This is a genomic window from Mediterraneibacter glycyrrhizinilyticus, from assembly GCF_015560805.1.
GTDB classification, from domain to species: domain Bacteria; phylum Bacillota; class Clostridia; order Lachnospirales; family Lachnospiraceae; genus Schaedlerella; species Schaedlerella glycyrrhizinilytica_A.
This window is the reverse complement of sequence record NZ_JADMSO010000007.1, coordinates 126,345-143,946: the sequence shown is the minus strand read 5'-3', so window position 1 is coordinate 143,946 and position 17,602 is coordinate 126,345. Positions and strand designations below refer to the sequence as shown.

The window sequence follows — 17,602 nt, the reverse complement described above, 5'->3', positions numbered from 1 at the left end:
CTAAAAAGTCTCCCACTCCACATTTTCACCGGTTTCCTGCTTAACAGATGTATCACTTGTACTTCTATACTTTGAAAATTCATCCCTCGTTTTCTCTGTAGATTCATCAATTTTACGTTCTACATCCTTTTGCAGTCTATGCATACGTTCAATCATTTCTGATTGAAAGCCTTGTATTATTATTACTGTCTTATCTTGTGTTTTATTAGCCTGATCAACGTTGTAGAAACTCAAAAACAATGAAATTATCCCAATCACCAATGCTATTAATCCAAGTACAATTCCAACCCATGTATTAATTTCATCTAACCCGATTACTTTCTCGAAAAATATACTTCCTAAAAACAAACCAATAATACTTGTTGCTAAAACATAAAAGACAAATTTTCCCCACAAGGAACGAAAAAACTCTATCGTATCGTCTATCTCTTTTCCTTTTTTATGCTTTCTCAACAACCAAATAATGAAGATACTTTCGATAATAACTATTATGATTAACCCAAAACAAATATGTCTCATTCTAACCTCCGTTGAGTTGATAGAATGTCATTATATTATCACATATATTCCTGCTTTTCAATCAAAAAACGCCCTCCAAACGGAAGACGCTTTTCGTTTATACATTTCACAGGGAGGGTTTCGGAAGCCGGTTCCTTTTCTCTGACTTCCGATGCTATCATAATAGCACAGGTAATACTGACATTCACTGACATCTTTTAAATTTTCAAGTTTGCTAATGCTTTTCCATGTATCCTAAAAACTTGTCTCTCTGAAAATTGCATACTCTCTGCAATCTCCCACCAGCCCATCCCCTTTATGTACCGGTAAAACAGCACATCCCTTTCATCCTCATTCTCAAGCTGTTGAATCCGCCAGGAGATGTCTTTGTATGCCTTTACCTGTTCCACGCCTTCCTGATACAGCATTTCCTCTTTTTCGTGTAGTTCTGCCGCATAACTGGACAGATCTCCCTGTCCACTTCCATGCGGCATCCCGTCATTGTTCACAGACGGATACATCTTCAAGTTCCGTATCTCGTCAATCTCCAGTTCGATCCGTTTGATCCGGCGCCCATGCATCCGGTATCCCCGGAGATAACTCTTCTTCCTGTCGTTCTCAAATTTCACGTTATTCTCTTCCAGTCTCTGTCCCACCGGCAATCTCCCCTTTCACTGCATCGATTCCGTACTTTCTTGCTACAAATTCCGCCACGTCTTCTCTTCGCATCTGCTCTCCCTGCTCCCGGATCAGCGCCGCAGCCTGATACGGCTTGTGCCGCATCTGCCGCTTCGCCGCCGCGGAGGGATCGTGTTCTGCCATCTGTTCAAGCCCGCGCCGCCGGATGCTCTCTGCCTGCTTCCGGCGCTGGGCTTCGTTTGTTTTGGTCTTTCTCAACATTTAGTCCTCCTTGTACGGTTCTGGAAGTGGCTGCCATGCGGTTACACTTGACATCGAACCACTTCCATGCCAAAATGCTCCATCATAATATGCCCTGTTTGTACTCCTAATCCCCTTTTTTGTTTGGCACGTTACTAAGACCATTCTTTCGTCTTCCGGCAACCGCTCTTCCACTGGAATCCAACCTTCATTACTAGGGACATTTGTGTCTTTACCATCCCCCATGTGAGAACGGATGATATCCATACATTTCTCATATGCGCTTAACTGTCCATCAATATAACCGGAATCATACCAATCTTCTACATCGCACAATTCTTCACAGTCAAACTTTTCTGCATCTGCTGTTTTAAATTTTTCTTCAATCTCTTCCAAAATCTTCTCTAGTACGTTCATCACTCCACCTCCACATTCTCTCTAATCCATTTTGATATGCCGTAAATGAGCACTTGCTCGTCCACGGTCAACGGCTCTTTCAGATACCCGTCAATTGTCAGCTTATTATAAATGTCTTGTAAAGTATCGGAATCCTTGAGTTCTAACTTTCCTCTTTTCATCACTCACTCCAATCTATCGCCTGCCCACAATTATGACAGTAATACAAGCATGTTCTTCTATTTTTTCTTTGGATAATCAATCCGCACGAGCATGCTAAATCTCCATTTTCCAATTTTTTCGGTTTCTTCGGCAACTGCTTTTCCAGTGCTTCGATTGCAGTGTACAAACGCTCATCGCCATTTCCGGCAGTTATCAATGTTTTAATAAAATCTATCGCTTCTCTAACTTTCTTTTCGTCCATTTAATCACTCACCCCAATCTAATCTCTGTCCGCACTCATCACACTTGATTTGTCCGTACACATCTATATTTCCGCACGATGGACATTCATACATTGGCGCAAATTTTGTTACATGTTCAATAGGCTTCGTCGCCGTATCCCTTTCTTTCAGCCGGCATGCTTCCTCCGGATCCAGACCACTGTTCTCATAGTCTTTCAGCTTGCACAGCGCACCGTATATCTTTTCGTTGGTGTTCTCTGTAATGATCTGTCCTACATAAGTATCTTTCCACGGCAGACCTTTCAAGCACCAGTTTCCTTGTTCGTCCTGTTTGGTTAATCTTCTCAACGTATCTCGCTCCTTTAATACAATCTCATTAACGGACATTCTTCCCCGCCTCTTCCAACTTCACACTCACCGTCTTCATCGACTGTGTCACCATACTTACAGTAACGATTACAAATATCTTCACATACTTCTTCGATTATTTTCATCGCACTCTTTTTTTCATCCATCGTCATCCATCCTTTCCGCAGCAGTACCCGACCATCACTCCGATCAGGAACGCTGCCAGTATCAAAATTCCTGCTGCCATGTGATCTCCCCTATCCGATCTTCACACCCATGATCGTCGCAACATCCAGATCATAGGTACTTTTGTAATACTCTATGACGTCCTTGAAATACTGTTCGTCATCACCGATCTCCTCCATACGACCTTTCAGGAATTTCAAGAACTTCTCCATTCCGTTCTTCTTGTATCTGTGCTGCATTTCCAGATACTCGCATCCGATAAACGCCATCCAGCACATGGACTGAAGCACTGCCTGTTCCTCTCTCCGGTTACTGGCTTCAATGAACCGCTTATCTTTCAGGACCTTTTCCACATCCCTCGCTACTTTGTTGCGCCTGTGCGCTTTATCTACCCAGCTCACTTCTCTTCCTCCCAGTATTCCACCGTATACTCCATCTGTTTCTTACCTCCGGTACTCTCTATCTGCTGTCTCCCGATCTTGACAGAGTATCCGGCTTTTAATAACAATGTTGCTATCTTCAGCCGATCCTCTTCGTTCCACTGCGCAGAACCTTTCCGAATGCTCCTGATCACGTTTCTCATCTTATCCTCCATGCTCTCTGGTAACTTCTTGAACCTTCAACTTGAAAATACATCTCACTGATATACCCTCTTTGCTTCGCTCCATCATAATAAATGAGCCGCCTGTATATGCCATCGTACTCATCTCTTTCCAGTATCTTCTCGACAAGTACTGCCTTATACCATGCGTGAGATTGGGTGCTCTTATCAATCGCGATCACCTTTCCTACAGACTGTGCGATCTCATCAAAGGTCATTTCTTCTCCAAGCTGACTTTCCTGCAGCCACTCGCCCGGTTGAACCGGTGGCTCAATAAAATCAAACAGATTCATTTGTTTTATCATGGTAATACCTCCGGAAAGTCAAAAATGCTCATTTGTTCTTTTTCCCAATCAACATATCGGTCTTCCCACTCTACGCCTATGTAGTCCAGAACTCTTCCCCAACCGTACTTTTCTCCTGTTTCTGTATCTGTACAACACGAATACATCCAAAATTTCCATTCTTTTTCATTTCTTTCCCTGAGCTTATCAAAACGGTGCGGTCTCTTTTCCATGTGGATTCCAAACCCACACATGCTGCACCCCGTTCTTTGTGCTTCTGTTGTATACAGCATTCCATCCGGTTTTCTTTTAATTTCTCCATATATTTTCGGAACCGGAACATTCAGATCCAATGCAAGCTGAAGCAAATCTTGACGCAAAAACGGTGCAAATGGTGCACTTCGAATGACTGTTTTTCCAAAGTAATTACAGCCATGATCTACAAGTGCTTCCTCCCTCTGTCCTCCCTCTGATGCCATAAGACCAAGAAACGGAGCACTCCTATGTTCTTTCGCATATTGGTCACAAGGATCTTCTTTCAGAAACTGACAACATTTATTCGAAACTTTAAACGGAGCAATTCGATAACCTGTCCCCTCATTCTCATTTTCATATCCTGCAAAAAGTTCCAGCCATTTTTGCGGCAGTTTCATCCTACTGTTTTTAGCAAAATGTCCCTGTTCCCCGCATTCCCCTGTTATAATTGCATGTCTGACAGTCTGATTCTTTGCTGTTGGATTTTGCAAGGTATCGATTCTCCCTGCAATCTTTTTACTAATTACCGGAAAGCCAAACTCTCGTATAATATTAACTTTGGATTTCATCGGCTTAATTGGCATAACACCTAATTCTTTATGAATCTCTTGAATACTCTTATCTTCCAACGAGGAAACTGAAATTGCCGGAATGTCAATTCCTATTTTCCTCAAGAACAAAAGCAACGTTATACTGTCCAATCCACCGACACTCACATGAGCTTCCATGTCCATTTCATCTAACTTCTCAACGAACTCGATTGCCCGAAGCTCTGCCCGTTTTACTTTCACCTCATAAGGCTGATTCTGCATCGCGGCAAACTGCGCTTTCTTCCGCCTTTTCTCTTCTTTCCACAACTCCATTTCTTTCTCATCCATCTTCTCTACTCCATATAACTTTTCTCGTCCAATAGCCTGTTGAATTTCTCTAATTGCTTTTCCGACACTTTATTTCCGCATTTCTCCGGTTTCAATCCCACCGTTAGGTGTTTCTCCATGATATGTGACAATTCTCTTGCCAGAGTTCTTTTCCCCTGCGCAATTCCATCATAATATCCTTTCGCCGGTCGGTATTCACTGATCTGCTTCTTTCCCTCGCCCTGCCCTCCGGCAGTTTTATTCCGTAGCTGATACCCATTCTTTGCATATCGTTTGATCCAGAATTGTTCATGTTCATCCAGTTCATTCTCCGGATAATGCAGAAAGTTTATTTTCCAGCCATACACATTCCCCTCCGAAAACATTCCATGCTTTTTCAGGGACAGATCAATATGCTGATACCCGCTTAAGTGCTGCGCCAACCGAGTCAATAAATGCTTTGCCTGTCCGATATATGCGTACTGGATCCCGTTCTCATCCGCCCTCGTAAGAAAATAGATCCCACTGCTTTCATCCACGTTCTGGTTGACAGAAAGGATCTTCCGCTTATTTTGAGACTCTATGGCTTTTACTTTTTGAATATTGCTCTTCATTCAGTGCCCCCTACACTTCCGGTTTATCTAGGTCAACCACTACCGAGATCCCATTCATTTCCACCAAGCCGTCTGCATTGACCGCCAGGCACTTCATGCCATGAAGATCCGTCGGTTCCAACATATCCATCCGGCTCGGTTCCAGACGGATTGTTGCATCTGCTGTCTTGATCGTGATTCCTTTTGGGCTTACCAGATTGGAAACCTGAAGCAAAGTGTCTCTGCCAATGAATTCCTCGTATTCCTTTTCGAATCGTTCTGCCATCTCTTCCGCGGCACCGCTGTTTTCCAGAATCCTCCGCAATTCATATTTTCCTACTGTAACCGGATCCGGATCGTCTTTCCCCTCTTCCAAAAGTTCATACAGCCGATCATAAACATCCATGACGATGGAATATCCTGCCCGGTTTTCCAGTACATTTCCGAGAATCTTCTGGAACATGCTCTTCTGTGCTTCCGCAGAAAGCGGGATATTCACGCCAAAAAGTGCCTGTGTCAGCTGTTCCTGCAATTCTTCTGTTTTTTTCGTGTAATACAATGCTGCATGGATGTCGGTATTCCGGTCATTAAATGCCGGAAACAAGAATCCTTTCACCGGTGCTCCCACTTCCCATTCCCGGCACCGCTCTGTGATCGTGTTCTCTTCTTCGTCATAGCAAAGCCCTGCTTTTGAAAGTTCAACCGGGCAGATGCTGCAAAGAAGATGCTCATACACTTCTTCCGATGCATCGTATAATTCCGTCTGATCAGACGCTCTTCCCGGAATGTCGTACATCGCATGGACCAGAACAATGTAATAATTCCCTGAGCAAATATAATTCTCGATCACTTTCTCATAAAAAGCATTCAGAAGTTCATCATCTTTCAGCTTGCTGTCTCGTAGCCGTAGAAGAAATTCCTGTGCACCTCCCGGCATCTCTTCTTCCATCGGGATTTCCAAATTCAGCAGATTTCTTCCGATTTTTCCGGAAAGTGTTTTTCTTAACATGTCAAAATATTTGAATCCCTCTTCCTCCGGCATCGACAAAAATGCTTCTTTCATCTGCATGCGTTTTGTCTTTTCATGATCCACATAACACCCGCAAATTCTAGTGATCGCACAATTCACTGGTGTAAGCTGCTTTCTAATCTCCAATATCTCTTTTTTATTCATCGTTCTTTCGTTCCTCCAATCTGTTCACCGACTTCGGATTGATCTGGCTGCACAGCCATTTCCAATACACGCAAAACATTTCATAATCCAGATTTCTTTGGAAAATCTTCACTCTGCGTATCTCCTCTTCCGTGCGGCTTTTATTCTTGTCTGCCATACATATCCCTCACTTCGATCTTGTTCTTCCCAGACTCCAGCAAGCTCCGCTCCAGTTGCTCCATGTCATAATGTCTGCGATGGAAATTGTTAAAACTGTTCCTTTTCTCCCCATCCATTCCGCGCAGTTCCGAGATGCTCGGCGCATACTTACAAGTCTTGATATGCGTTTTCAGCCTTGCACTCACCGTCCCATACATCAGATCTTTCAGCATCGAGTACCAAAGTTCAAACACATCCTGCGTCTTGACCGGACAATTCTGCGGATACGCTGCCATCATCGCTTTTACGATCATCTTAAACTCTTCTCGTGTCACCAGCTGTCCACCTCGCTTATCTGTGGCGCTTTCGTCCTGTAATTCAATTTTCCCTTATCCTGCTCTCTTGACAGCCAACTGTTCACGAACCTAAGGATCCCTCGCTTGGTCTTTCGTCTACTTGGGTTGCTGTCCAGCCAAGATTTCATTTTTCTCAATTCCTGCAATACGTCTACTGCCGGAAATAACTGTGACCACTGCTCGACCTGATCACCATAGATCCAGAACTCCGATCTATCATTCAGCGTCAGCGATATCACCTGCTCTCGGTCCGGTGCCGGTTCTTCCGGCTCTGGACAAGCAGTATTTATACTGCTCTCTATACTTACCTTACCTATCCTATCCTTACCTACCCTTACCTGGGTTGCCAATTGGTTGCCATCTGGTATACCAACGGTTACACACTGGTTGCCATCCGGTATACCAGACGTTTCTTCCAATGCATAAGACCCATCTTCTTTGACGGATAGCATGGCAAATTCTTCTCGGTAAACTGTCTGTGTATATCTGTCTTTCCGAATATAATTGTTCATTCTCCAATGCTTGATCACAACAACACCGTCTTCAAACGGGATCACAAACCGTTTCATGACCAGCAATTTCAGATCATCGTCTGTCGCCCCGATCAAGCGCTGTATCCTCTTTGTATTGTTTAAAAAACCATCGTCATCCGCCCGCATCGACAGGTGGAAGTACAGCGCCTGCGTAGACAACGGCATGTCCAGAAATGCATCGGAATCAACAATTGTCTTCGAAAACATCCTGCGTTCCGCCATTTAGGAAACATCCCTCCAATCTATCCCGCAGTTCCTCAACGTCTTCCGCGCTCCAATCAGAGACCAGAAGATCTGTTTCCCTCTGCTTGTCTCCTGTTGTACATACCGCTTCAGTAAGCTTCTCTCTTCTGCCAGATTCATGTCCGGTATAAAATATCCGCTTCCATCCTGCATGTTCAAGATCGGCATTTCACGACGCGCCTGTGATATGGCATACCGTACAGTGCGGTCATCCAGTCCTGTAACACTGCAAAGATATGCTCTCGTCACTGCATTCGCATGTCCTGTCGGGATATAATCCAATATATCAAATCCGTCTTTCTCCAAAGACTTCAGATAATCCAGTAATTCAATCTGTCCTTCCATGTTCTCCTTTCTCTCCCCGGATCCCCCGGGGAGTATGAATCCCGACCATATCGGTAAAGTCACCGCAATGGTCTCCCTGCATAGTACCGTGACATACCCGTGCAGGTGCAACATGAACGGGTTACTTATAGCCAAGACTTCCCGAAGATGCAGCGGAACTCTTCCCGAGTTCCGTAATGCTCTTCGAAATAAGCCTGTGCCATCTGCTTTAATTTCAAATCCAATCCCTTATTCGGATTGTCATGGATGCTTCCCGGTGCAAACTCATGTAAATGTGCTGCGACCGGGATCACAAATCCATACCGCTCTGACAGCTGTCTCCGGCTGCCGTAAAAGATATGATGCCTGTGGCAATTCGGTGTTCCGGTAAAATAACAGTGCTCCATATCCTCTGTAAATACACTCCATAGCCGTTTAGCCAAGATCCACACCATACCTTTCTTTCAAAAGCCGCTTTTCCTCCGGCGATGCGATCTCTGCATCCGGAATCCCGGCATCTCTGCAACTCTGCACCAGACCATCGATCAGCCTTGCCATTTCCATTGTGTTATAGGTATGAGAACCGCGCATCAAGCGGTAAGTACGATACATGACCCCATCCAGCCCCTCCCGTACCTGTGACGTCGGTTTCAGATGATAATCCATCGCATGCTTTACTTTGTTTTCCGCATTTTCCGTATCTGGGATGGTAATGTATGCCGCCTTTCCCTCGAAAATTTCCGGTTGTCCATAACTGCAGAGCATTTCATTATGTACCTCTTCATTGGAGGTATGGAGAACACCTGCCAGCTTTGTACAAAGCACCCAGTAGTACGCATTTGCATCCAGGCTTCTCCTACGCCGGAATCTCTTGATTTCAAAGCTTAACTTCTCACAGCCTTTCAATTCTTCATATGCCTGCCTGAAGTCCTCATACGGCTCAAATTGCACGATCAGACGCCCTGTCGCATAATCGATGACCGGCTCTTTCAATTTTCCAGTGAGTTTCATCACTCATCACCAAACTTCTTTTTCAGTGAATGCAAGAGCAATCCTGCCTGTTCCGCTGTTAATGTTGCTTTCGATAAATCATTCGAACTGTACAGCATATCCGGATCGATCTTATGCGCTTTACATATACTTTCGATTGTTCCGATCTGTGCCTTGCTTGCTTTCTCCGGCTCTAACGTCTTAATGATCGTTCCGTATTCGTATACAACATTGTTCGTCTTTTCATTCCGTATCTGAAGTGCATTGATCACTCTGTTTTCGTCATATCCGATATGACTCACATAGAACTTTTCGTAACATGTGTACCCTGTCCCTTTTGATGTGATATCGCACTTCGTTGAGGGAATCCAAATGAATGGTGCTGTATACAGTTCCCGTCCGATCCCCCAGTTGAAACAAGCTCTCTTGAAGCTGTCCGATGCAAGCCCCTTTTCTTTCTCCGTGTTGCTCTCTGTTCCAGTATCTTCTTTACTGATCCACTGCTTCTTCGAATCATCCCAGATACTCACAGTACAGTTCGCATTGTCTCTGGAATGGCTTCTTTGCCAATTTTCCTGTCCGACCTCTTCGTCCAATATGTTCATGTCACATCTTGCATCCTTATACAGCAGAAGTGACAATCCGCTGTTCTTAACCATTGCAACCCGGCAATCGATCTCGTCTGCACGCAACAATCTGAATTTCTTCATAACACCCTCCTGTATCCATCACTTAAACACTTCTCACAAATGCCGCCGTCCACAGTGTATAGAGCATCCCCCTCATAAAGTGGATCACCACACTGGTTACAATATGCAACAGGCTCCTGTTCCTCCGGCGCACTCGTCTTCCATTCATCATATCCCGGAATGTGTTCCATGCTATTCACCCGGAAATGGCTGCTTTGTCTTGTTCACACCAAGAATCGCCATCACTGCGCCTACATTCACATCATCATCCGGATCAAACTGCTTCAGATAATCCGCAGCAGCTTCCCTCCGCGCTTCCTTTTTGATAAAATCTATAAACTCGTACTTTTCGAGTTCAATTTTGTTTTCTCCCACTTTTCAATCCCTCCGAAATTTGTTATACTTTACTTGATTCATTTCGAATGCGCTTACGCCTTGCCGGGCATATGTAAGCGCTTTTCTTATGCCAGACACAAGAGCAGCATCACCCACGCCCCGATCCCGGCGCCGATCAGACACCACGTCACGATCTCCAACAGGCTTGTCCGCGGTTCTCTCCGGCGCTTCTGCTCCCGGACCGGTTCCGCCCTCACAAGCGATGTCCGCTCTGTACTGATTAGTTTTAATTCTTCCATGCTTGTCCTCCTTTTCTACCGCCATCAGGCGGTCTCTTTTTCTTTCTCTTCAACCGTATACTCAATTTCAACATCTTCCTGCTCCTCGATAAGCGAAATGAGCACCTGTATAATTTTCTTAATATCTGGCTTCATATTCATCACCTCTCTAAAGCTTATGAAGCACGGTTTGTACTTGTTGCGTTGTCCTATGGAATCCCTTTATTTTTCTGGCGGTAATTCATCCACTCTCTTATCTAACTTCGGAAAACATTTTTTAAACTCGTTTTTTCCGACTGGCACTCCAACTAATTTAACAAGCACCCTAACTCTCGGATTTACAAAAGATGTCAAAGAAAATCCAAGTTCATTTAATCTCTTTTCGAACAAGAGATATGCCATTCTTTTGCTTGTTGCCTTTTGATAAAACTTCATTTCGGAATGATCCTCTATCCAAACAAGATATAAGCAATCTCCAATTTGAGAATCTATTTCTGCATCAATTAACCAATCAACTGACACATTTAAGATGTTTGCAATATTATTTAGTTCATCATATTTCACTCTTGTTTTTACCAGCTCAGTGCTAGAAATCCTGGAATATTTTAATTTGCATTTCTTAGCAAGCTCTTCTTGCGTTATTCCTTTACTTTCTCTTGCTTTCACTATATTTCTTGCAATATCGCAATAAAAATCGAATCCTATTCGTTCTAAACTTTGTGATTCATAAAAGCGCATCTCCATCACTCTCCTTTCTCTGAATTCCTGTCCTTTTTATCGGACACCTAAACCGTTATACTACTTGCTATTCTTTTCCGTCTCTCCTATACTTTAAATACAGGCACTGCCATGCCGAGTATTATGAAAGGAGAAGTACCTATGAAATTAAAGTCTTTCGACGAATTTTTATCATCATTAACCGAAGAAGATTTGGATTATATCACCGGGAACAATGATGATGAAGAAAATAACTACGTCGTTAAAACTACTCTTGGAGATCCCGAGGCATTTAATAAACTAGGTGCATTAATCGCAGGATCTAGTTTCAGAATGTGTCGCCGTCTTCTTGAGAAGTATCATCAATGGATTGCTGAACAACTTGAGAAATAGTTCTTTCATCAAGTACAATTTGTGGATTGAACTCCATGCTACTCCGAATAGCTTGGAGTTCTTTTCGTATCTCCCGAAGTTCATGTAATATTTCTTTTAAAACCAATTTAATCACTCTCCTTTCCCCTGTCCTTTTTATTGGACACCTAAACCGTCATAACATCATAATTGAAATATCTTCCATATCGTGATAAAATCCTAAAAAAATACGAAAGGTTCTCATTATGCAAATACCATCAGAAATTATTGAAACAATCCACAATTTCATAACACGCGAAAATATAACACTTGTGCTCGCTATTTTGGGAAGTTTTGGAACTCTTTCTTCTTGGTTCTTTGTACTTCTTAAAAATAGAAAGAACTTGAAGATGCATATTGTAGGTCATCGTTTTTCTGAAGATAATCATTCCTTGCTTATTTACACAATGTTCGAAAACAAATCTCGTCTTCCTATTTCAATCACTGGAATTTATGTCGAAATAGGAAACGTTCTTTATTCCTGCGAAAAAATTCCTATCGTGACTTTTGAAGAAACTGTACGAAACAGAAATCAAATAATCTCACGCCGAGAATATAGATCTATGACTTTTCCTATCTCTATACCTGAATTGGGTGGGACTTCTGGTTATGTTTACTTTGAATTTCCTGTAACATCCGAACAACTTCCTTCCACGCATCTGAATTTTCAACTTTCAACCAATCGTGGGAAGATAGTTCAAAACTCACTATCACTCGACCGTTTTCTTGATTGATGTATTTTCTTTCATATACAAAGACATCGCACAACTCACTCACACCTCCCCTCTTCTGATTCTGTCTGGAATAGGTAGTCCAGTGTCTTGTCTGGAAAAACACTCTTTTTAATTGCTACGCATTCTTTCAAAGACAACGTACCCTTTCCATTTAATTTGAATGACAAGGTTGTTGGAGTAATACCTAGAATCTCAGCCAATTTTGCCTGTGTAATTTTTGACCTTGCCATTTCTGCTTCTAAATTTGGAAACAACTTCATCACCTCTTTTCTCGATTTTTCGTGATTACAATTCTATGATACACGATTTTTCGTGATTGTCAATTGTTTTTTCTCATTTTTTCGAGAATTTATTTTCTATTTCATGGATTTTGTATTGATTTTTCGAGATTTAAGTGTTATTATCAAGCCATAGAAAATAAGAAAGGAGAAGACGCTTTCATGAATGAACTTGAGTTAAGCCTAAAATCGCTCATTATAGAAAAATATGGAAGTCTAAAAAAATTTTCAGATACAATAGATATGCCTTGGACTACTCTTGATAGCATATTAAAAAGAGGTGTTGCCAATTCAAACATAACAAATGTCCTAAAAATAACTCGGGAATTAGGTCTTGATGCTGAAAAATTAGTAGAGGGGACGATTTGTGATAACGTTCACTCCCAAACTACTATGGCTGCCCACTTCGACGGCGATGAATATACGGAAGAACAACTGAACCGTATACGGCAGTTTGCAGAATTCATCAAGCAAGACGACGCTAAGTAAGTCCATCTTATGACACATCTGTTTTGATACAATGTAAAAAATGTGTGGAGGGATTTATTTTGAATAAACTTGAATACTTAGAACAGGAAGCCTTTGAAGCTGACATTAAGATCCATGATTTCTATCTTGGAGAGGAAAATCTTAAGGGCTTATATATCAATGGAAATATCGCAATCAATACTTCTGTCGATAACAATCCAGAAAAGACTTGTGTACTTGCAGAAGAACTCGGGCATTATCATACGACTGTCGGAGATATAACAGACATGTCCGATCCCAAGAACCGAAAACAGGAACGGCAGGCAAGGCTCTGGGGATATAACAAGCTGATCGGGCTGACTGGAATTGTAAATGCCTATAAACGTGGATGTCAGGACATACATGAAATGGCTGAATTTCTTGACGTAACAGAAGAATACTTGAAAGAAGCAATTGACTGTTATACAGAAAAATATGGAGAATTTGTAAAAGTGAATAATTACACTGTATTCTTCATTCCGAATCTTGCAGTCATGGAAGAGTTATAAGCGCTTCGGTGTTTATATAGCGTGGTATAAAAAGGTACAGAAGAGGAGGAAAAAGATATGCAGGAAATTGAAAGCTCTGCACATTTATAATCAATATAACTCCATAATTAAAAAAAAACGCTTTGTTATCGAACTGGTGTTTTTGTAGGAGATGTTATTTATGGCTGTACATAAGATAATAAAATTTTATGTTTTAGAACCTGCCCCTTGCCTTACTGCAAATGGAACAACACATAAGAATTTTGCGAATGCAACTTACTCAATTTTTAAATCTGCTTTTCCGGAAATAAATTTTTATGACATTGAATTTGAAAAAAAAGAAATTGTTTTTTGATATAAAAGAATATGATGATAAAAAAATGTTTGGTACTTGCTCTACAGACGAAACAATAAAAGCCACAAACTTTATGCAAAAAAGAAATAAGCAAACCAAAGAAGCCATTCCATATACTACTGTCGGGAGTGAGGAACAACTAGAAGCATATACCTTTTTTTATATAGATTTTGTGCATAACAGAATGGCAGTAATTGCAAACAAGAAAATCTCAAAAATTCATGAGGCCTTATGTCAATTCATTGTGGAAAAATCCGGAAATATGTCTGAAATACACATTTATCCAGAAATGATAGAAGATATCAGACAAGAAGCTAGTTCTATACTAAATCCATCTTGGATCGAAATGGAATTTGCTAAGCCGAACTGCATGGATGACATTCCGACTTTAAAAGAATCCCTTGGTTCTGATTTTCAAGCAAAAAAATTTAAAATAAAAATCAAGTTAGAAGAAAAACATAATCCCAATCTGATAGAGAGAATTATAGCAATAAAAAATAATTCCAGGCAGGAAGATATTCCATTATTAAAATTATATGGAAAAAACGAATTAGGAGTTGATGAAACTCTAAATTTTATTGAATCTGTGTACACAAAAACAGTACCACTGGAATTAACCGATGATACTGTTACGAATATAGAATGTATTAAAAAAGAGTTAGAAAAATTTTTAGGCTATCATTTAGGAAAAATTGCTAAGCACTAAAATATAGTAACCGGTAATAAGCATATTCACTAAGCCTGCGCAAAACAGGCAAATAACAATAGAATAACAATTTGTAAACAACCAAATCAACAAAGCAACACTTAAAAGTATGATTCCTGCGCAGATATTGCTTAACAAAATATGATCATGCCCTGTTTTTTTCATTCTCTGTTTTACAATATCGGTTTTAGGAAATGATAGATAAATCGTAAGTACTGTTAAGAATATTCCTACTATAGATACTATAACACCAATTAATGTATCCATTTTCTTTTCTGATACTTTCGAAAGTAACCCATACTTGTTATCTATCACTGACAATAATATAAAGGAAAGTATTGGAAAAATTATAGCTGAATGATATTTTATTTTGCTTATTAGTTTTTTCATAACATACACCGCCTTGTGTTTTTATTATATAGGTATTTTATATTTTTTCAATAATTCGAACATACATTTTGTAAATTCTATGGTTATTTTACAACTGGTATAACCCCGATCGGGATTATATTCAATACAAAATATCAAAAGAAAGGACGTGACCACATGCCATTACCAAAAGAACACTTATATACCATCGACGATATATACGCACTTCCAGATGGTCAGCGTGCAGAGCTGATCGACGGAAAAATCTATGATATGGCGCCGCCGTCTCCACTTCATCAGGAACTGGTATTAGAACTTTCTGCCACACTGCGGAATTACATTCGTGAAAAAGGTGGAAGCTGCAAAGTCTATCCTGCTCCATTTGCCGTATTTTTAAATGAAGATGATAAAAACTATGTAGAACCCGACATCAGCGTTATCTGCTCACCTGAGAAGCTCACAGACAAGGGATATGCCGGTGCTCCGGACTGGGTGATCGAGATCGTGTCTCCAAGCAGCCAGCGCATGGACTATCTGACAAAGCTGTTTAAATACCGGACAGCCGGTGTCCGTGAATACTGGATTGTAAATCCTATGACGGAAACGGTACAGGTATACTCCTTTGAAGATACGGAAGACTCCACGCAGTTTTCTTTCGACGATTCGATTGCTTCCGGCATCTATGATGGCTTCGTGATCTGCATCAGAGAATTGCTGAAGTAATACAATCCCCCTGCTCCGCAGAGGGCAGGGGAACAACTAAATAATGTATTTACCCAGGCAGCCGACAGGCGGCTCGTTATCCGTTCCGAGTCTTGCGGAAAGGATGATGTCTTATGACTACATATGAGGAATTTATGGTGTTACTCACCATTGGTCTACTGATCGTAGCCATCCTGAATTTGAAAAATAAGAAATAGCCGTCCCTGTCTCTGGTAAAGATTGAACGGCTATTCTTTGTAGCTTATTAAATTGATTCGCCGGAACGGGTAGCGTGCACCTACTCGTCGGCTGTCTTGTTAAGTACATTATAGCAAATGTACCATAAAAGTCAAGAACCGCTCCTGCGCCAACAGGAACGGCAAACAATTACACATATCCGAAGATATGCAATGAGGCAAACAGATTGCCTACTACCTAATCAACAAAAATATTGTATCATCTTCGGGCAGCCTACGCAAGCGGAACACTCGTTCTTGCTGGCTGTTATTTTTATACCCTTTTTTACATAATATGAACCAAAGGAGCTGATACAATGAAGTCAAAAACTCTCCGGTGCGCGATCTATATCCGAGTGTCTACAACAGAACAGATGATGCACGGCAAATCGCTGGAAGCGCAGAAAGATTATCTGATCCATTACGCCAAGGAACACGATATGAATATTGTCGGAATCTATGCGGATGAGGGAAAAACCGCAAGAAAAGAACTGAAGCGCAGGAAAGCCATACAGGAACTGGTCAAAGCTGTGGAACGTGACGAGATCGACGTCATCCTCTTCTGGCGTCTTGACCGCTGGTTCCGCAACCTATCGGACTTCTATAAGGTACAGGACATTCTGGACCAGCATAATGTCCGCTGGATCTCCGCGTCGGAACCGGGCATAAACATGGAAACACGGGACGGACGTCTGCAGCTTAACGTAGTTCTTTCGATCGGTCAAAATGAAGTGGACACTACCTCCGAACGTATCAAATTTGTAAATGAAGCATCCATCCGGCAGGGAAAGGTGATCTTCGGGGATTCCAACATGCCGATCGGCTACATAGTCGGTACCGTAGACGGAGTAAAGCGGATGGTAAAAGATCCGGAAAAGGAAGATCTGGTGAATGCGTTTTACCGCTACTTCCGCACACACCAAAGTAAGATGAAGACTCTGAAATTTATCCAGGAAAATTATGATCCCACTTTTTCATACAGTCAGCTCCGCAATATGCTTGAGAGTGACTTCTATCATGGAGCATACCGGGATAATCCTCACTACTGCCCTGCTTATCTGACCGAAAAAGAATGGGCGGAAATACAGGAAATCTCGAATCGGAATGTGAAGCATCCGGCTTCCGGAAGAGTCTATCTGTTCAGCGGAATGATGCGGTGTCCCGTATGTGGACAGCTGCTCGCCGGAAGAGGCGGCAGCTCTATCATAAACCGGAAAACGAGAGAAACAAGAACCTACTGCTATTACCGCTGCAATAAAGCCTGCATTGATCACATGTGCACATACCGGCATAACGTAAGCCAGAACCTCATAGAAGAGTATCTGATCTCCAATTTGGAAGAAGAATATAACCGGTACAAAATTCAGAGCCAGAATATCCATTCAAAAGCTGACCTCCCCAAAAAGAAGCGGACTCCCGAACAGGTCAAAAAGGAGATGCAGCGCCTGAATCTTCTTTTTCAGAAAGAACGGATCGAATGGGATTATTACAATGAAGAATACGAGAAATTAACAACGGAACTGTCTTCGCTGGAAGAATCCGATCAGAAACCAAAAACGAACTTTGACAATATCGAAAAAATATTGCATAATGATTTTAGAAAAACTTACGACAATCTTTCCCCGGAAAACAGACGAGCTTTCTGGCGGTCCATTATAAAAGAAATACATATCAATACGAGCCATGAGGTCACCGGCATCGATTTCTATTAACCAATAAAAGTGTCTTGTACTAACT

The 17,602-nt window shown here is 41.7% G+C and carries 36 protein-coding genes; 9 read left to right on the top strand and 27 right to left on the bottom strand.

Annotated features, from left to right (window positions below; genetic code table 11):
- From I2H87_RS08980 to I2H87_RS08860, 25 genes are all read right to left on the bottom strand, one after another.
- Complete coding sequence (locus I2H87_RS08980; protein ID WP_195609770.1) at positions 1–519, bottom strand: hypothetical protein; 519 nt, start codon at positions 517–519, stop codon at positions 1–3.
- Between the two features lie 197 nt (positions 520–716).
- Entirely contained in the window at positions 717–1,154 is a 438-nt protein-coding gene (locus I2H87_RS08975; RefSeq protein WP_195609769.1) for a DUF1492 domain-containing protein, read from the bottom strand.
- The gene (locus I2H87_RS08970) at positions 1,129–1,398 is read right to left on the bottom strand and encodes a hypothetical protein (protein WP_195609768.1); all 270 of its coding nucleotides are present in this window, start codon (positions 1,396–1,398) and stop codon (positions 1,129–1,131) included. The genes I2H87_RS08975 and I2H87_RS08970 overlap by 26 nt, the downstream gene beginning before the upstream one ends.
- Positions 1,399–1,794, bottom strand: coding sequence for a DUF551 domain-containing protein (locus I2H87_RS08965; RefSeq protein ID WP_195609767.1), 396 nt, complete (start codon positions 1,792–1,794; stop codon positions 1,399–1,401). It abuts the gene before it with no gap.
- Entirely contained in the window at positions 1,794–1,955 is a 162-nt protein-coding gene (locus I2H87_RS08960; protein WP_009268518.1) for a hypothetical protein, read from the bottom strand. The genes I2H87_RS08965 and I2H87_RS08960 overlap by 1 nt, the downstream gene beginning before the upstream one ends.
- On the bottom strand, positions 1,955–2,197 hold the full coding sequence (locus I2H87_RS08955) for a hypothetical protein (protein ID WP_195609766.1): 243 nt from the start codon (positions 2,195–2,197) through the stop codon (positions 1,955–1,957). The genes I2H87_RS08960 and I2H87_RS08955 overlap by 1 nt, the downstream gene beginning before the upstream one ends.
- A 4-nt stretch (positions 2,198–2,201) precedes the next feature.
- Positions 2,202–2,525, bottom strand: a complete 324-nt coding sequence (locus I2H87_RS08950) for a hypothetical protein (RefSeq protein ID WP_243273906.1) — start codon at positions 2,523–2,525, stop codon at positions 2,202–2,204.
- Between the two features lie 14 nt (positions 2,526–2,539).
- On the bottom strand, positions 2,540–2,692 hold the full coding sequence (locus I2H87_RS08945) for a hypothetical protein (protein WP_009268520.1): 153 nt from the start codon (positions 2,690–2,692) through the stop codon (positions 2,540–2,542).
- 90 nt (positions 2,693–2,782) lie between these two features.
- Complete coding sequence (locus I2H87_RS08940; RefSeq protein WP_009268521.1) at positions 2,783–3,112, bottom strand: hypothetical protein; 330 nt, start codon at positions 3,110–3,112, stop codon at positions 2,783–2,785.
- Positions 3,109–3,294 (bottom strand): hypothetical protein, encoded by a 186-nt coding sequence (locus tag I2H87_RS08935; RefSeq protein WP_195609764.1) that lies wholly within the window; start codon positions 3,292–3,294, stop codon positions 3,109–3,111. The genes I2H87_RS08940 and I2H87_RS08935 overlap by 4 nt, the downstream gene beginning before the upstream one ends.
- Positions 3,291–3,617 carry a hypothetical protein gene (locus tag I2H87_RS08930; RefSeq protein ID WP_195609763.1) on the bottom strand — a complete coding sequence of 109 codons (327 nt, stop codon included), beginning with the start codon at positions 3,615–3,617 and terminating at the stop codon, positions 3,291–3,293. The genes I2H87_RS08935 and I2H87_RS08930 overlap by 4 nt, the downstream gene beginning before the upstream one ends.
- Positions 3,614–4,729 carry a hypothetical protein gene (locus I2H87_RS08925; protein WP_195609762.1) on the bottom strand — a complete coding sequence of 372 codons (1,116 nt, stop codon included), beginning with the start codon at positions 4,727–4,729 and terminating at the stop codon, positions 3,614–3,616. Before I2H87_RS08925 ends, I2H87_RS08930 begins: the two co-directional genes overlap by 4 nt.
- A gap of 5 nt (positions 4,730–4,734) precedes the next feature.
- Positions 4,735–5,322, bottom strand: a complete 588-nt coding sequence (locus I2H87_RS08920; RefSeq protein WP_195609761.1) for a GIY-YIG nuclease family protein — start codon at positions 5,320–5,322, stop codon at positions 4,735–4,737.
- A gap of 10 nt (positions 5,323–5,332) precedes the next feature.
- Positions 5,333–6,475 (bottom strand): DUF4317 domain-containing protein, encoded by a 1,143-nt coding sequence (locus tag I2H87_RS08915; protein WP_195609760.1) that lies wholly within the window; start codon positions 6,473–6,475, stop codon positions 5,333–5,335.
- Complete coding sequence (locus I2H87_RS08910) at positions 6,468–6,632, bottom strand: hypothetical protein (protein WP_165853425.1); 165 nt, start codon at positions 6,630–6,632, stop codon at positions 6,468–6,470. Before I2H87_RS08910 ends, I2H87_RS08915 begins: the two co-directional genes overlap by 8 nt.
- A complete protein-coding gene (locus I2H87_RS08905; RefSeq protein WP_195609759.1) occupies positions 6,616–6,948 on the bottom strand; it encodes a replicative helicase loader/inhibitor in 333 nt (110 codons plus the stop codon). The genes I2H87_RS08910 and I2H87_RS08905 overlap by 17 nt, the downstream gene beginning before the upstream one ends.
- Positions 6,945–7,709 (bottom strand): replisome organizer, encoded by a 765-nt coding sequence (locus tag I2H87_RS13825; protein WP_195609758.1) that lies wholly within the window; start codon positions 7,707–7,709, stop codon positions 6,945–6,947. Before I2H87_RS13825 ends, I2H87_RS08905 begins: the two co-directional genes overlap by 4 nt.
- 15 nt (positions 7,710–7,724) lie before the next feature.
- Positions 7,725–8,090: a hypothetical protein gene (locus I2H87_RS08895; RefSeq protein WP_195609757.1), complete on the bottom strand. Its 366-nt coding sequence runs from the start codon at positions 8,088–8,090 to the stop codon at positions 7,725–7,727.
- A 125-nt stretch (positions 8,091–8,215) separates the two neighbouring features.
- Positions 8,216–8,521, bottom strand: coding sequence for a phosphoenolpyruvate carboxykinase (locus tag I2H87_RS08890; protein WP_334299430.1), 306 nt, complete (start codon positions 8,519–8,521; stop codon positions 8,216–8,218).
- Complete coding sequence (locus I2H87_RS08885; RefSeq protein ID WP_022151143.1) at positions 8,505–9,080, bottom strand: hypothetical protein; 576 nt, start codon at positions 9,078–9,080, stop codon at positions 8,505–8,507. Before I2H87_RS08885 ends, I2H87_RS08890 begins: the two co-directional genes overlap by 17 nt.
- Complete coding sequence (locus I2H87_RS08880; protein WP_195609755.1) at positions 9,080–9,769, bottom strand: hypothetical protein; 690 nt, start codon at positions 9,767–9,769, stop codon at positions 9,080–9,082. Before I2H87_RS08880 ends, I2H87_RS08885 begins: the two co-directional genes overlap by 1 nt.
- Complete coding sequence (locus I2H87_RS08875; RefSeq protein ID WP_195609754.1) at positions 9,766–9,939, bottom strand: hypothetical protein; 174 nt, start codon at positions 9,937–9,939, stop codon at positions 9,766–9,768. Before I2H87_RS08875 ends, I2H87_RS08880 begins: the two co-directional genes overlap by 4 nt.
- A gap of 1 nt (position 9,940) precedes the next feature.
- Positions 9,941–10,123, bottom strand: a complete 183-nt coding sequence (locus I2H87_RS08870) for a hypothetical protein (RefSeq protein ID WP_195609753.1) — start codon at positions 10,121–10,123, stop codon at positions 9,941–9,943.
- Between the two features lie 86 nt (positions 10,124–10,209).
- Positions 10,210–10,383, bottom strand: coding sequence for a hypothetical protein (locus I2H87_RS08865; protein ID WP_195609752.1), 174 nt, complete (start codon positions 10,381–10,383; stop codon positions 10,210–10,212).
- Positions 10,384–10,584: 201 nt separating this feature from the next.
- Complete coding sequence (locus I2H87_RS08860) at positions 10,585–11,100, bottom strand: helix-turn-helix domain-containing protein (protein ID WP_195609751.1); 516 nt, start codon at positions 11,098–11,100, stop codon at positions 10,585–10,587.
- Positions 11,101–11,241: 141 nt separating this feature from the next.
- On the opposite strand from I2H87_RS08860, the gene I2H87_RS08855 reads away from it, so the two are divergent.
- Both I2H87_RS08855 and I2H87_RS08850 read left to right on the top strand, forming a co-directional pair.
- Positions 11,242–11,472, top strand: a complete 231-nt coding sequence (locus I2H87_RS08855; RefSeq protein ID WP_195609750.1) for a hypothetical protein — start codon at positions 11,242–11,244, stop codon at positions 11,470–11,472.
- 224 nt (positions 11,473–11,696) lie between these two features.
- Complete coding sequence (locus I2H87_RS08850; protein WP_195609749.1) at positions 11,697–12,224, top strand: hypothetical protein; 528 nt, start codon at positions 11,697–11,699, stop codon at positions 12,222–12,224.
- A gap of 35 nt (positions 12,225–12,259) precedes the next feature.
- Here I2H87_RS08850 and I2H87_RS08845 read toward each other — a convergent pair whose 3' ends face one another.
- Positions 12,260–12,478: a helix-turn-helix transcriptional regulator gene (locus tag I2H87_RS08845; RefSeq protein ID WP_195609748.1), complete on the bottom strand. Its 219-nt coding sequence runs from the start codon at positions 12,476–12,478 to the stop codon at positions 12,260–12,262.
- Between the two features lie 186 nt (positions 12,479–12,664).
- Between I2H87_RS08845 and I2H87_RS08840 the strand changes: the two genes are divergently transcribed.
- The 4 genes from I2H87_RS08840 to I2H87_RS08825 all read left to right on the top strand — a co-directional run bounded on the left by I2H87_RS08840 (position 12,665) and on the right by I2H87_RS08825 (position 14,558).
- The gene (locus tag I2H87_RS08840) at positions 12,665–12,991 is read left to right on the top strand and encodes an XRE family transcriptional regulator (RefSeq protein WP_195609747.1); all 327 of its coding nucleotides are present in this window, start codon (positions 12,665–12,667) and stop codon (positions 12,989–12,991) included.
- 59 nt (positions 12,992–13,050) lie between these two features.
- Positions 13,051–13,518 (top strand): ImmA/IrrE family metallo-endopeptidase, encoded by a 468-nt coding sequence (locus I2H87_RS08835; protein ID WP_207746066.1) that lies wholly within the window; start codon positions 13,051–13,053, stop codon positions 13,516–13,518.
- Between the two features lie 160 nt (positions 13,519–13,678).
- A complete protein-coding gene (locus I2H87_RS08830; RefSeq protein WP_195609746.1) occupies positions 13,679–13,852 on the top strand; it encodes a hypothetical protein in 174 nt (57 codons plus the stop codon).
- Entirely contained in the window at positions 13,815–14,558 is a 744-nt protein-coding gene (locus I2H87_RS08825; RefSeq protein WP_195609745.1) for a hypothetical protein, read from the top strand. Before I2H87_RS08830 ends, I2H87_RS08825 begins: the two co-directional genes overlap by 38 nt.
- On the opposite strand, the gene I2H87_RS08820 is transcribed toward I2H87_RS08825, so the two are convergent.
- Complete coding sequence (locus I2H87_RS08820) at positions 14,535–14,948, bottom strand: hypothetical protein (RefSeq protein ID WP_195609744.1); 414 nt, start codon at positions 14,946–14,948, stop codon at positions 14,535–14,537. The genes I2H87_RS08825 and I2H87_RS08820 overlap by 24 nt on opposite strands.
- A gap of 156 nt (positions 14,949–15,104) precedes the next feature.
- On the opposite strand from I2H87_RS08820, the gene I2H87_RS08815 reads away from it, so the two are divergent.
- The 3 genes from I2H87_RS08815 (at position 15,105) to I2H87_RS08810 (ending at position 17,577) form a co-directional block, all read left to right on the top strand.
- Entirely contained in the window at positions 15,105–15,650 is a 546-nt protein-coding gene (locus I2H87_RS08815) for a Uma2 family endonuclease (protein WP_009268543.1), read from the top strand.
- Between the two features lie 113 nt (positions 15,651–15,763).
- Positions 15,764–15,847 (top strand): putative holin-like toxin, encoded by an 84-nt coding sequence (locus I2H87_RS14170; protein ID WP_390566134.1) that lies wholly within the window; start codon positions 15,764–15,766, stop codon positions 15,845–15,847.
- A 335-nt stretch (positions 15,848–16,182) separates the two neighbouring features.
- Positions 16,183–17,577, top strand: coding sequence for a recombinase family protein (locus tag I2H87_RS08810; protein WP_195609743.1), 1,395 nt, complete (start codon positions 16,183–16,185; stop codon positions 17,575–17,577).
- Positions 17,578–17,602: the final 25 nt, after the last annotated feature.

What these genes read in the sequence shown, in the direction of transcription:
- I2H87_RS08980 (WP_195609770.1), bottom strand. Translation starts at nt 519, where the DNA reads ATGAGACATATTTGTTTTGGGTTAATCATAATAGTTATTATCGAAAGT.
- I2H87_RS08970 (WP_195609768.1), bottom strand. Translation starts at nt 1,398, where the DNA reads ATGTTGAGAAAGACCAAAACAAACGAAGCCCAGCGCCGGAAGCAGGCA.
- I2H87_RS08965 (WP_195609767.1), bottom strand. Translation starts at nt 1,794, where the DNA reads ATGAACGTACTAGAGAAGATTTTGGAAGAGATTGAAGAAAAATTTAAA.
- I2H87_RS08960 (WP_009268518.1), bottom strand. Translation starts at nt 1,955, where the DNA reads ATGAAAAGAGGAAAGTTAGAACTCAAGGATTCCGATACTTTACAAGAC.
- I2H87_RS08955 (WP_195609766.1), bottom strand. Translation starts at nt 2,197, where the DNA reads ATGGACGAAAAGAAAGTTAGAGAAGCGATAGATTTTATTAAAACATTG.
- I2H87_RS08945 (WP_009268520.1), bottom strand. Translation starts at nt 2,692, where the DNA reads ATGGATGAAAAAAAGAGTGCGATGAAAATAATCGAAGAAGTATGTGAA.
- I2H87_RS08935 (WP_195609764.1), bottom strand. Translation starts at nt 3,294, where the DNA reads ATGAGAAACGTGATCAGGAGCATTCGGAAAGGTTCTGCGCAGTGGAAC.
- I2H87_RS08930 (WP_195609763.1), bottom strand. Translation starts at nt 3,617, where the DNA reads ATGATAAAACAAATGAATCTGTTTGATTTTATTGAGCCACCGGTTCAA.
- I2H87_RS08925 (WP_195609762.1), bottom strand. Translation starts at nt 4,729, where the DNA reads ATGGATGAGAAAGAAATGGAGTTGTGGAAAGAAGAGAAAAGGCGGAAG.
- I2H87_RS08920 (WP_195609761.1), bottom strand. Translation starts at nt 5,322, where the DNA reads ATGAAGAGCAATATTCAAAAAGTAAAAGCCATAGAGTCTCAAAATAAG.
- I2H87_RS08915 (WP_195609760.1), bottom strand. Translation starts at nt 6,475, where the DNA reads ATGAATAAAAAAGAGATATTGGAGATTAGAAAGCAGCTTACACCAGTG.
- I2H87_RS08910 (WP_165853425.1), bottom strand. Translation starts at nt 6,632, where the DNA reads ATGGCAGACAAGAATAAAAGCCGCACGGAAGAGGAGATACGCAGAGTG.
- I2H87_RS13825 (WP_195609758.1), bottom strand. Translation starts at nt 7,709, where the DNA reads ATGTTTTCGAAGACAATTGTTGATTCCGATGCATTTCTGGACATGCCG.
- I2H87_RS08895 (WP_195609757.1), bottom strand. Translation starts at nt 8,090, where the DNA reads ATGGAAGGACAGATTGAATTACTGGATTATCTGAAGTCTTTGGAGAAA.
- I2H87_RS08885 (WP_022151143.1), bottom strand. Translation starts at nt 9,080, where the DNA reads ATGAAACTCACTGGAAAATTGAAAGAGCCGGTCATCGATTATGCGACA.
- I2H87_RS08880 (WP_195609755.1), bottom strand. Translation starts at nt 9,769, where the DNA reads ATGAAGAAATTCAGATTGTTGCGTGCAGACGAGATCGATTGCCGGGTT.
- I2H87_RS08875 (WP_195609754.1), bottom strand. Translation starts at nt 9,939, where the DNA reads ATGGAACACATTCCGGGATATGATGAATGGAAGACGAGTGCGCCGGAG.
- I2H87_RS08865 (WP_195609752.1), bottom strand. Translation starts at nt 10,383, where the DNA reads ATGGAAGAATTAAAACTAATCAGTACAGAGCGGACATCGCTTGTGAGG.
- I2H87_RS08860 (WP_195609751.1), bottom strand. Translation starts at nt 11,100, where the DNA reads ATGCGCTTTTATGAATCACAAAGTTTAGAACGAATAGGATTCGATTTT.
- I2H87_RS08855 (WP_195609750.1), top strand. Translation starts at nt 11,242, where the DNA reads ATGAAATTAAAGTCTTTCGACGAATTTTTATCATCATTAACCGAAGAA.
- I2H87_RS08850 (WP_195609749.1), top strand. Translation starts at nt 11,697, where the DNA reads ATGCAAATACCATCAGAAATTATTGAAACAATCCACAATTTCATAACA.
- I2H87_RS08840 (WP_195609747.1), top strand. Translation starts at nt 12,665, where the DNA reads ATGAATGAACTTGAGTTAAGCCTAAAATCGCTCATTATAGAAAAATAT.
- I2H87_RS08830 (WP_195609746.1), top strand. Translation starts at nt 13,679, where the DNA reads ATGGCTGTACATAAGATAATAAAATTTTATGTTTTAGAACCTGCCCCT.
- I2H87_RS08825 (WP_195609745.1), top strand. Translation starts at nt 13,815, where the DNA reads ATGACATTGAATTTGAAAAAAAAGAAATTGTTTTTTGATATAAAAGAA.
- I2H87_RS08820 (WP_195609744.1), bottom strand. Translation starts at nt 14,948, where the DNA reads ATGAAAAAACTAATAAGCAAAATAAAATATCATTCAGCTATAATTTTT.
- I2H87_RS08815 (WP_009268543.1), top strand. Translation starts at nt 15,105, where the DNA reads ATGCCATTACCAAAAGAACACTTATATACCATCGACGATATATACGCA.
- I2H87_RS14170 (WP_390566134.1), top strand. Translation starts at nt 15,764, where the DNA reads ATGACTACATATGAGGAATTTATGGTGTTACTCACCATTGGTCTACTG.
- I2H87_RS08810 (WP_195609743.1), top strand. Translation starts at nt 16,183, where the DNA reads ATGAAGTCAAAAACTCTCCGGTGCGCGATCTATATCCGAGTGTCTACA.